This window comes from Hominilimicola sp., from assembly GCF_046972485.1.
GTDB lineage: Bacteria > Bacillota > Clostridia > UBA1381 > UBA1381 > Hominilimicola > Hominilimicola fabiformis.
On the sequence record NZ_JBKVWU010000061.1, the window covers coordinates 1 to 366 of the forward strand.

Sequence of the window (366 nt, forward strand, 5' to 3'; positions counted from 1 at the left end):
GTTTTGTGCAGATGAGTTTACTGTTGCATTTTTTATTGTAACATTAGCACCGTTTGTTGCAAGCAATGCGGCATTTTGACCGTAGAAATCGCCGTCCTCTGTATTTGACGAAGAACCTGCCGACTTGTCGACTGTTACAGAATCAAGTGTAACTGTTGCACCATCAACACGAAGTGCGTTTTCGTCATCACCTGTTGAAGAATATGATGTTGATGAATATGTTCCGCCCTCAGTGATTGTTGTAGCAGATGTGCCTTGTGTTACTGTATCCGAACCGCCAAATCCGCCCGGCATATTACCGCTCGGTGGTTGCATACCGCCTTGATTAGCACTCGGATTGCCGGAATCGACTGCGTTAATTAAAAT

1 pseudogene is annotated in these 366 nt (G+C 44.8%); it reads right to left on the reverse strand.

The features are described 5' to 3' along the window. A pseudogene (locus tag ACLTU0_RS07480) lies at nucleotides 1–366 on the reverse strand (hypothetical protein); the annotation flags it as partial.